General features: G+C 59.5%; 8 protein-coding genes and 1 pseudogene. 6 read left to right on the plus strand and 3 right to left on the minus strand.

What is annotated here, in order from left to right:
- Positions 1–5 precede the first annotated feature (5 nt).
- The gene (locus ACM62Q_RS09040; protein WP_415035750.1) at positions 6–377 is read left to right on the plus strand and encodes an Mth938-like domain-containing protein; all 372 of its coding nucleotides are present in this window, start codon (positions 6–8) and stop codon (positions 375–377) included.
- A 32-nt stretch (positions 378–409) separates the two neighbouring features.
- Here ACM62Q_RS09040 and galE read toward each other — a convergent pair whose 3' ends face one another.
- Positions 410–1,444 carry a UDP-glucose 4-epimerase GalE gene (galE, locus tag ACM62Q_RS09045; RefSeq protein WP_415035752.1) on the minus strand — a complete coding sequence of 345 codons (1,035 nt, stop codon included), beginning with the start codon at positions 1,442–1,444 and terminating at the stop codon, positions 410–412.
- Between the two features lie 207 nt (positions 1,445–1,651).
- Here galE and ACM62Q_RS09050 point away from each other — a divergent pair, with 207 nt between their 5' ends.
- The 3 genes from ACM62Q_RS09050 to ACM62Q_RS09060 all read left to right on the plus strand — a co-directional run bounded on the left by ACM62Q_RS09050 (position 1,652) and on the right by ACM62Q_RS09060 (position 7,214).
- On the plus strand, positions 1,652–3,967 hold the full coding sequence (locus ACM62Q_RS09050; protein ID WP_415035754.1) for an acetate/propionate family kinase: 2,316 nt from the start codon (positions 1,652–1,654) through the stop codon (positions 3,965–3,967).
- Positions 3,968–4,065: 98 nt separating this feature from the next.
- Positions 4,066–4,473 (plus strand): OsmC family protein, encoded by a 408-nt coding sequence (locus ACM62Q_RS09055; RefSeq protein WP_415035756.1) that lies wholly within the window; start codon positions 4,066–4,068, stop codon positions 4,471–4,473.
- Positions 4,474–4,517: 44 nt separating this feature from the next.
- Positions 4,518–7,214 (plus strand): GNAT family N-acetyltransferase, encoded by a 2,697-nt coding sequence (locus ACM62Q_RS09060; protein ID WP_415035758.1) that lies wholly within the window; start codon positions 4,518–4,520, stop codon positions 7,212–7,214.
- Positions 7,215–7,305: 91 nt separating this feature from the next.
- Here the strand turns inward: ACM62Q_RS09060 and ACM62Q_RS09065 are convergent.
- Positions 7,306–7,545, minus strand: a pseudogene (locus ACM62Q_RS09065) (transposase); the annotation flags it as partial.
- Positions 7,546–7,734: 189 nt separating this feature from the next.
- Here ACM62Q_RS09065 and ACM62Q_RS09070 point away from each other — a divergent pair.
- Positions 7,735–7,974 (plus strand): hypothetical protein, encoded by a 240-nt coding sequence (locus tag ACM62Q_RS09070; RefSeq protein WP_415035760.1) that lies wholly within the window; start codon positions 7,735–7,737, stop codon positions 7,972–7,974.
- A gap of 151 nt (positions 7,975–8,125) precedes the next feature.
- On the opposite strand, the gene ACM62Q_RS09075 is transcribed toward ACM62Q_RS09070, so the two are convergent.
- A complete protein-coding gene (locus ACM62Q_RS09075; RefSeq protein ID WP_415035762.1) occupies positions 8,126–8,866 on the minus strand; it encodes a transglycosylase SLT domain-containing protein in 741 nt (246 codons plus the stop codon).
- A 456-nt stretch (positions 8,867–9,322) separates the two neighbouring features.
- Here ACM62Q_RS09075 and ACM62Q_RS09080 point away from each other — a divergent pair.
- Positions 9,323–10,038, plus strand: a 716-nt coding sequence (locus tag ACM62Q_RS09080) for a glycine--tRNA ligase subunit alpha (RefSeq protein WP_415035764.1), incomplete at its 3' end; no start/stop codon positions are given.

Consider the following 10,038-nt stretch of genomic DNA (forward strand, 5'->3'; position numbering starts at 1 on the left):
CCGCAATGAAACTGCACCTCACCCAGGCCGCCGGCCTTCATCTGATCACCGCCTACGAAGACGATTATGTCGCCGTGAACCGGGAAAAATACCCGGGCAACGTCCTCGTTCTGCCGGAAAAAGTCATCGTCGACTGGACGCAGGCCGACAGCAACAGTCTGAGCGCCGAATCCCTGCAGCCCTTGCACGCGCTGGATGTGGAAGTCATCCTCCTCGGCACCGGGCCATGCCTGCGCTTTCCGCCGCCGGAATTACTGCACGCCTTTCTTTGCCGTGGCGTCGGCATCGAGGTCATGGACCGCCCCGCCGCCTGCCGCACCTACAACATCCTCGCCAGCGAAGGCCGCAAAGTCGCCGCCGCCCTCCTGCTCGCTTAAACGGCGCGCTGCATCTGCCTTCACCCCCGCCTTTAATCGCCGCCATAACCTTGCGGATTGGCGCTTTGCCAGCGCCAGGCATCGGCCATCATTTCCGGCAAACCACGGCGCGCGCACCAGCCCAATTCCTGCTCTGCCTTGGCCGGATCGGACCAGCATTGGGCGACATCACCCGCCCGGCGCGCCGCGATGCGATAAGGCACCGCCTGGCCGGAAGCGGCCTCGAAAGCGTGCACCATCTCCAACACGCTATAGCCTTGGCCGGTACCCAGATTCCACACCTGCCAACCACTGCGCGTTTGCAGGGCATTGAGGGCCTGCAAATGGCCCGCCGCCAAATCCACGACGTGAATGTAATCGCGCACGCCGGTGCCATCGGGCGTCGGATAATCGTCACCGAATACGGTGAGCTGCGCCAATTTGCCCACGGCGACTTGCGTGATGTAGGGCAACAGATTGTTCGGAATGCCGTTGGGGTCTTCGCCGATGCTGCCGCTGGCGTGCGCACCGACCGGATTGAAATAGCGCAGCACGCCAATGCGCCAGCGCGGATCGGATTGCGCCAGATCGGCGAGCAACTCTTCCACCATCAGCTTGCTGCGCCCATAAGGATTGCTTGGGCGACCAGTCGGCGTGGTTTCGCTGATCGGCATCTGCGCCACCTCGCCATACACTGTGGCCGAAGAGCTAAAGACCAAAGAAAACACGCCCGCCGCCGCCATGGCCTGACACAGCGCCAGGCTACCGGCGACGTTATTGTCGTAATAGCGCAACGGCTCACGCACGCTTTCGCCAACGGCTTTCAGGCCGGCAAAATGCAGCACCGCATCAATCGAGTAACGGGCAAAGAGGGCGCGCGTTACGGTGTCATCGCGGATATCGCCCTCGATAAAAACCGGTGCCCGCCCGGCCAGACGCGCCACCCGCGCCAAAGACTGCGGCGAGCTATTGCTCAAATTATCGAGCACCACCACCTCATGCCCTGCCTCCAGCAGCGCCAGCACCGTGTGCGAACCGATATACCCTGCCCCGCCGGTCACCAGCAGCGTTTGTTTTTTTAGTGTCATTGGGTTATTCCAAAAAATGTTTCATACCTCGGCGTGGCGCTGATCTGCCCTACCTCACCGCGCCTGCGCCACCGCCTACCCGGCTGGAATCAAAGGATAACAGAAGACTATTTTGCTGCGATGCAGCATAATAACGTTTTAGCGCCTATGCGCCGCCGCTGACGATGAGGCCCAAGCTCGGCCCCCCTGTTTTTTCGGAGTTTTGACATGAGCGAAATTGATCTCAAGCAGTTTTTCCTTGAACAAGTGCCTTTGTTTGCCAGTTTTTCCGCCGAGAAAATCGAGGACATCCTCACCCGCTCGCGCCTGGCCACCTTTGAAGGCAACGAGGCGATGCTGGAAACCGGGGATGAAACGCAGCATTTTGGCGTCATGATCAGCGGCCACGCCGAGGTGTCCACCAGCGACAACATCGGCAGCCGGCATGTCGTGGCGCAGCTGGGGCCGGGCGATGTGTTCGGCGTCATGGCGCTACTCACGGCAGAAAGAATTTCTGCCGACGTGATCGCCGGCAACCGCTGTTTCGTTCTTTTGGTGCCACAGGCGGTGTTTGCTTCGCATATTCTGGTGAATCCCAAAGCGGTGGCTTACCTCTCGCGCCAGCTCGCCGAGCGCACGCGCGCCATGACGGCGGGCGAAAAAGCCGAGCAGCTGGGTGGCTCCGGCCTGCTCGCCTTGCACGGCGCACAGGCCGGCAAGGTAGTGGCCCTGAACGTCGGTTTGCAGCAAATCCACTTTGGCATTTACGACACCCGCGAAAGCGGCGCCGACATTCTCGGCGTAGTGGAAGGCGTCGACACGCCCCAAGCAAAAATTTCCGTGCGCGTCGGGCCGCAGCAAAAAACCCTGGACTGTACGGATTTCCGGCTGAGCACCCTGTTTGAAGCCATCGCCCAGGCGAGCGCCCTGCTCGGCCCGGCGTTTACCTTTCATCCGGCGGATGTGGTCGCCATCGGGCATCGCGTGGTGCATGGCGGCAACCGCTTTGCCAGCGCGGTGGTCGTCACCCCGGGCACGCTGGCCGATATCGAAGCGCTCGCCACCTTTGCCCCGCTACATAATCCGGCCAACGTCGCCGGCATCCGGGCGGCGCAAAAAGCCTTCCCCAATGTCGCGCAGGTGGCGGTTTTCGATACCGCTTTTCACCAGACCCTCGCCCCCTACGCCTATCTTTATGGCCTGCCCTACGAGCTCTACAAGCAACACGGCATCCGCCGCTACGGCTTTCACGGCAGCTCCCACCGCTATGTCTCATTGAAGGCGGCAGAAGTGCTGGGCCGGCCCTTAGGTGAGCTGGAGATCGTTTCCTGCCACCTGGGCATCGGTGCCTCGTTATGCGCCATCGACCACGGTCGTTCGGTCGACACCAGCATGGGCATGACCCCGACCGACGGCCTGATCATGCCCAGCCGCTCTGGCAGCATCGACCCGGCCGTCATGCTGCACTTGATCGAAGCGCACGGCATGAGCCCGGCGGCCTTGTCCGAGCTCATCAATACCGAAAGCGGCATGAAGGGGCTGTCGGGTATTTCCGGCGACATTCACGCGATTGAAGCCGCCGCGGCGGCAGGCGATCACCGTGCCTTGTTGGCGCACAAGGCATTTTGCTATCAGGTGCGCAAAAACATCGGCGCTTATGCGGCGGCCATGGGCGGCATCGACGTCCTCGCCTTTACCGGCGAAATCGGCGAGAGCAGCGCCACGGTGCGCAGCCTCGCCTGTCAGGGCTTGTCCTGGATGGGCATACGCCTGGACGAAGACAAAAACCGCGCACTCAGCCAGAACCTGGGCAAATTTGAATCGCACGCCATCATTTCTGCGGAAGATTCGCCCGTCAAGATCATGGTCATCGCCAATGACGACGAGCGCCTGATCGCCTGGGAAACCCTGCGCGCCATCGAACGCAACAGCCTTTTGCTGGAAGCTCAGGCGGAAGAAGCGCCGGCGATTCCGGTAGAAATTTCGGCCCATCACGTGCATCTCTCGCAAGCCGATGTGGAAGCCCTCTTTGGCCCCGGCCACCAGCTCACGCCGATGCACGAACTGTCGCAGCCCGGCCAGTATGCCTGCCAGGAAAAAGTGCATCTGATCGGCCCCAAGGGACGCATTGCCAACGTGCGCGTACTCGGCCCGACACGCAAGGAAACCCAAGTCGAAATCGCCATGACCGAACAATTCAAGCTCGGCGTGCAACCCCCGATTCGCCAATCCGGCGATTTGACCGGCACCCCCGGCCTGACCCTGGAAGGCCCATACGGCAACGCGCAAATCGAGCGCGGCGTAATCTGCGCCCAGCGCCACATCCACATGTCGCCGGACGATGCGCTGCGTTTTCGCGTGCGCGACAACACCGTGGTGCGCGTGCGCATCGCGGGCGAGCGCGAATTGATTTTTGGCGACGTGGTAGTGCGCGTCAATCCCGCTTTCCGGCTCGCCATGCACATCGACACCGACGAAGGCAATGCCGGCAACATCCAGACCGGCATGCTGGGGTATATCGAAGGCATCGAAAGCCGGCCATAACCCCGCCATAACCCCGCATCCCCTCACTTGGGCGGCAGAACGCGCCGCATACCGGGAGAACCGGTATGATGCCGGCTGGTTCTTTCTTGGAGCAGAAAATGTCGAGTACCGTCATTGTCAAAGAAAACGGCCAAGGCCGTTATCAACAAGCTGTTCAAGCCGGCAAACACCACTATCTTGCCGACGAACCCGTCGCCATGGGCGGTGCCGATGCTGGCCCGGCCCCTTTCGATTTCGTTCTCTCCGGCCTGGGGGCCTGCACTTCGATGACCCTGCGCATGTATGCCGAACGCAAGGAGTGGCCGCTGCGCCAGGTAATCGTTGAATTGACGCATCAAAAAATCGATGTCGACGGCAGCAAGCGCGACTGTATTCAGCGCCAGATCACCCTGGAAGGCGATTTAAGCAGCGAGCAGCGCGAGCGCCTACTGGAAATCGCCAATAAATGCCCGGTACACCGGGCGCTGGCGCAATCCTTCCTGCTCGAATGTCACCTTACCGGCTAAGCCCTCTTTCTCAACACCAAAAACTTGCTCCCTGAGAGGATCTCATGTTGGAACAGCATTATCTGACTGCACTTTTTGAACCGAAATCGGTCGCCGTAATTGGTGCCTCCGACCGCGAAAACTCCGTCGGCAACATCATTTTCAAAAACATCCTCAGCTCGGGCTACAAAGGGCGGCTCTATGCCATCAACCCCAAGCACGAGACGATTCAGGGGCAGCAGGCGTATAAATCGATCGAAGAAATCGGTGCGCGCGTCGAAATGGCGGTCATTGCCACCCGCCCGCAAACCGTGCCGCAGATTATCGAGCAGTGCGGACGCAGCGGCGTCAAGAACGTCATCATCATCGCTTCCGGTTTCTCGGAAAGCGGCCATGTCGGTGCCGCGCTCGAGCGCAAGGTGATGGAAATTGCCCGCTCCTACAGCGTGCGCGTCCTCGGCCCCAACTGCCTGGGCGTGATCCGCCCCGAGCTGGGCTTGAATGCCACCTTCACCAAGATCACCGCCGATCCCGGCAATCTCGCCCTGGTCTCGCAATCCGGGGCCATGTGCTCCGCCGTGCTGGACTGGGCCAAGGCCAACCAGGTCGGATTTTCCTCGGTCATTTCCCTGGGCATGACGGCCGACGTCGATTTCGGTGAAATTCTCGACTACCTGATCTACGACAGCCGCACCCACTACATCCTGATGTACGTCGAAGGCATCCGCCACGCCCGCCGCTTCATGAGCGCGCTGCGCTCGGCGGCGCGCATCAAGCCCATCATCTTGTTAAAGGCGGGTCGTCACGAAGCCGGCTCGCACGCCGCGCGCGTGCATTCGGGCATGAGTGCCGTTTCCGATACCGTGTTCGATGCCGCCGTGCGCCGCGCCGGTGTGGTTCGGGTAAAGAACGTCGGTCAGCTGTTCTACGCCGCCAAGGCGCTGGCTTCCAAATTCCGCCCGCAGGGCGACCGTCTGGCCATCATCACCAACGGCGGCGGTCCGGGTGCCATGGCTGCCGACCGCGCCGGCGATCTGGATATTCCGCTGGCGGCCTTGTCTGCCGAAACCATCGGCAATCTGAACAAAGTGCTGCCCGCCCACTGGTCGCACAACAACCCCATCGACATCGGCGGCGATGCCACTCCCGAGCGTTATCGTGACGCCCTGCTCGCCGTTTCGGAAGATAGCAACGTCGATAGCACCCTGGTCATGCTCTCGCCGCAGGCCATGACCGACCCAATGGGCGTCGCGCAAGCCATTATCAGCATTTCCGACAAACTCAACCGGCGCGTCATCTGCTGCTGGATGGGCGAAGCGCAGGTGGCGGAGGCGCGCAAATTGCTCGAAGACTCCGGCATTCCTGCCTTCCGTATGCCGGAAACCGCAATCGAACTGTTCCACCACATTTCCAAGTATTACCGCAACCAGAAGCTCCTGCTGCAAACGCCGGAACCCACCCGCCAGCATGGCCGCCCGGAAGCCGAAGGGGCCAAGATGCTGATCGAGGCGCTGCTTGCCGAACGGCGCAAGGTGCTCTCGGAAATGGAATCGAAAGCCATTTTGCGCGCCTTCAAGGTGCCGGTGGCCCAGACCATGGTCGCCCGCACCGCCACCGAAGCGCTGCTCTTGGCCGAGCAGATCGGTTTCCCGGTGGCCATGAAGGTGGATTCCCCTGATCTGCGCCACAAATCCGATGCCGGCGGCGTACGCCTCAACATCCAGAATGCGCCGGCCGTGCGCAATGCTTATCACGACATCGTCGATACCGTACAAAAACGCCACCCGGAAGCGAAAATCAACGGCGTCTCAATCGAACCCTTCCTGTCGCGCCCGCACGGCCGCGAAATCATGATCGGCGTTTTGCGTGACCCGATTTTCGGGCCGGTCATCACCTTCGGTGCCGGCGGTTTTGACAATGAAATTTTCTCCGACCGTTCGGTAGCCCTGCCGCCGCTGAACAAATTCCTCGCCAAGGACTTGATCGAGTCGACCCGCACCTCAAAAATTCTCGATCAATTCCGCAACCTGCCGCCGGTGGATCGTGATGCACTGAAAGAAGTACTCCTGTGCATCTCGGAAATGGTCTGCGAGCTGCCGTGGATCATCGAGATGGATCTCAACCCGTTGATCGTGGACGAGCACGGGGCGATTGCGGCGGATGCGCGCATCGTCATCGACCACGCCGCCAGCGCTTCCGGCGACCGCTACGCGCACATGGCGATCTACCCCTATCCGGTGCACCTGATTCAAGAATGGCAGATGAACGACGGCAAAATGGTCACCATCCGCCCGATCCGCCCGGAAGATGCCGAAATGGAGCAGGAATTCGTCAAGAATATGTCCGACGAATCGCGCTACTACCGCTTCATGGATACCCTGCGCGAACTGACGCAAACCATGTTGGTGCGTTTCACCCAGATCGACTACGACCGCGAAATGGCCATGGTCGCCACCATTCACAACGAAGAAACCGGCAAGGACGAGCAAATCGGCGTCGCCCGCTACGTTTTGAATCCGGACGGTGAATCGGTCGAATTCGCGCTCGCCGTGGGCGACGACTGGCAAAAATGCGGCGTTGGCCGCAAGCTGATGACCGCCATCATCGACTGCGCCCGCATGAAAGGCTACCGCGCCGTGGTCGGCGACGTGCTCTCCACCAACAGCAAGATGTTCCGCCTGATGACCAGCCTCGGCTTCTCCATCCACCCGCATCCCGACGACACGGCAGTGAAGCGCGTGGTCAAGCCGCTGACGGGCTGACAGGTTTCGCGGAGCGATGCTGCGATCGGCATAGGGGGCAGCCCTTATCGGCTGCGCCCCTGCCACACCACCCAGGGCAATCGCATGAAAGTCACGCCAAGCCGAGCAGTTGAGCGCGGTAGAGGTCAGAGGTGGCGGCGATAAGTCGTTTGGTTTTGATGCTGCCCTTGCGTTTGATGGGGTCGAGGCGAATGATGTTGAGGGTGATGTGCTTCAAGACGGCGAGGTCGTGAGCGGCATAGCCGGTGCGGGCGCGCATCTGATCGCCGGCGAAGGCCACATCCATGCACCAATGCAGGCTGTTTTCGACAGCCCAATGTGCCCGCACCTCTCGTGCAAGCGCTCCAGCTTCTGATCGCGAACGTCTTCTGTGCCCATCTCAATTCATGAGCAGAACGCCCAGAAAATTGATTTTTAATTTTTCCTAATCAACAACAAAAAATGATTTTTTCATGTTGACTTATGACCATGGCAAGCACACTGTTAGCCCTGCTTCATTTTTATCATTTCAGGAGGAGCCATGGGATCGAAAGCTGGAGGTGGAACACCGAAGAAAAGATTAAAAAATACGCCGCGCAAGAAAGTGGAATACTTCGCCGGAGCGCGTTTCAAAGATAACCAAACGCAGCTGTTTTACGTCCGCAACGCCAACGACATGGAAGATGCGCGACGCATGGTCATTGATGAGGTCGGCCGTGAAAATATCCGCTGCCTGTTAATTGCAGAACGTGATCACAACGACGCTTATGTAGCAGATTAAACCTATTGAAACAGCGCGTCCGCCCAAGCGCTCTGGACGCATTCCAAGAAAAAACCGGCTCTATAAAAAACAGCCGGTTTTTTTATTTCACCATGACGCGCCACTCCCGCATAAAAGCTAACGAATGCTGACAACCATGCTACTTTGTCCCTCAGGCGCGGCGCTTCAGCGGCTGCACTGCTGCTTCCAGACGCTGACGCTCGAGCATCACCTTGCTCGAATAGCGTTGTTCAACATCGTTGATGGCTCCACCAAACTGCTGCAAACCCGGCACCAGGCCGCCGTTACGGGCAATCGATTCGCGCAGGATGCGGGCACCGATCTGGACATTGGTAATCGGATCGAAAAAGGGCAAAGCCCCTGCATCTTCCGGCAATTTGTCGCTATGAAAGCGCGGCATCACCTGCATCAAACCCTGCGCGCCGACCACGCTTTGTGAAAATGGATTAAAACCAGATTCCACGCCGATCACCGCAATGATCAACAAAGGATCAAGCCCCAACTCACGCCCACTGTCTTGCGCGGCGAGAAAAATTGGTACCAAAACTTCATTCGACACCCGGTAACGCTTGGCCACTGAAGCCAGCGCCTGGCGCATGCTGGGCAATAAACGCTGCCCCTCGTCCGCGGCGGCACTGTCCGCGGTATCGAGCACATCCGTATGTGCCCCCATCGGCGTACCTGCCCCGGTTTCATCGGCTTGCGCCGTGGCCGGAAACATCGCCCGCACCCCATCGATAAAACCGGAATGCCCCTGATAGGTGCCGGCCAGACCAAGAACGAAAATCGCCCCGGCCACCATCAAACTCTTGCTCACGGCAAGGGACAAAATCTCAAAGACCCGCAATACGGCGGGCGAAGCTAAACCTGAAGTAATTTGAGAAGAAAACATCCATCCTCCTTAACTGGATCACCAGCAAAAAACACCCGCCGGCAATGGTTTAAGTCGGTACGGCACCGGGGTTTTCAGTCGATGAAAACAGGCAGGAATCCCCGCCGGGCGGCGCGTGCATATCGTTTATCGATGCGCCAAAAATCCGGTGCTGCACTGCAGCAAACGGCGCATTCTATTGATTTATTTAAAGAAGTCAATAAACCGTCCGTAACGAATAGTGTTCACCTTTGCTTGCTCCTTCCCGACGACTCGACCAGGCCAAACCACCAGCGGTTGACGCAATCAGGTCAGCAACGCAGCGGCGAATCCGGGAACGCCAAGTAAAACGCATACCCAAACTGACAAGTATCCGCCCCGTGGCACCAGCCCCCATTGCCAGTTCCTGACCAAAACCCGGAAAGAAAGTAGAATCGGGGGTTTCCGCTTTTTCGCGCCGACCGCGCGCCGCTGCTCATGACTACCCCGCACAAACCGAGTTTTCAGGAAATCATCCTGCGCCTGCAACAATACTGGGCCGACCAGGGCTGCGCCTTGCTCCAGCCGTACGACATGGAAGTCGGTGCCGGCACCAGCCACACCGCCACCTTCCTGCGCGCCATCGGCCCGGAGCCGTGGAAAGCGGCTTATGTGCAGCCGTCGCGCCGGCCCAAGGATGGTCGCTATGGGGAGAACCCGAACCGCATGCAGCACTACTATCAGTATCAAGTGGTGCTGAAACCCGCGCCGGACAACATTCTTGACCTCTACCTCGGCTCGCTGGCGGCGCTTGGTTTCGATTTGAAGAAAAACGACGTGCGTTTCGTCGAGGACGACTGGGAAAACCCCACCCTGGGCGCCTGGGGCCTCGGTTGGGAAGTCTGGATGAACGGCATGGAAGTGACGCAATTCACCTATTTCCAGCAGGTTGGCGGCATCGACTGCAAGCCGATCACCGGCGAAATCACCTATGGTATCGAGCGCCTCGCCATGTACCTGCAAGGCGTCGAGAACGTCTATGACCTGGTGTGGACCGACGGGCTGACCTACGGCGACGTCTATCATCAGAACGAAGTCGAGCAGTCAGCCTACAACTTCGAGCATTCGGATGCCGATTTCCTGTTCACCGCCTTCTCGGCGCACGAAAAGCAGGCGCAGCACCTGATCGGCGCGCAACTCGCGCTGCCCGCCTA

The organism is Azonexus sp., assembly GCF_047638095.1.
GTDB lineage: Bacteria > Pseudomonadota > Gammaproteobacteria > Burkholderiales > Rhodocyclaceae > Azonexus.

What these genes read in the sequence shown, in the direction of transcription:
- ACM62Q_RS09040 (WP_415035750.1), top strand. Translation starts at nt 6, where the DNA reads ATGAAACTGCACCTCACCCAGGCCGCCGGCCTTCATCTGATCACCGCC.
- galE (WP_415035752.1), bottom strand. Translation starts at nt 1,444, where the DNA reads ATGACACTAAAAAAACAAACGCTGCTGGTGACCGGCGGGGCAGGGTAT.
- ACM62Q_RS09050 (WP_415035754.1), top strand. Translation starts at nt 1,652, where the DNA reads ATGAGCGAAATTGATCTCAAGCAGTTTTTCCTTGAACAAGTGCCTTTG.
- ACM62Q_RS09055 (WP_415035756.1), top strand. Translation starts at nt 4,066, where the DNA reads ATGTCGAGTACCGTCATTGTCAAAGAAAACGGCCAAGGCCGTTATCAA.
- ACM62Q_RS09060 (WP_415035758.1), top strand. Translation starts at nt 4,518, where the DNA reads ATGTTGGAACAGCATTATCTGACTGCACTTTTTGAACCGAAATCGGTC.
- ACM62Q_RS09070 (WP_415035760.1), top strand. Translation starts at nt 7,735, where the DNA reads ATGGGATCGAAAGCTGGAGGTGGAACACCGAAGAAAAGATTAAAAAAT.
- ACM62Q_RS09075 (WP_415035762.1), bottom strand. Translation starts at nt 8,866, where the DNA reads ATGTTTTCTTCTCAAATTACTTCAGGTTTAGCTTCGCCCGCCGTATTG.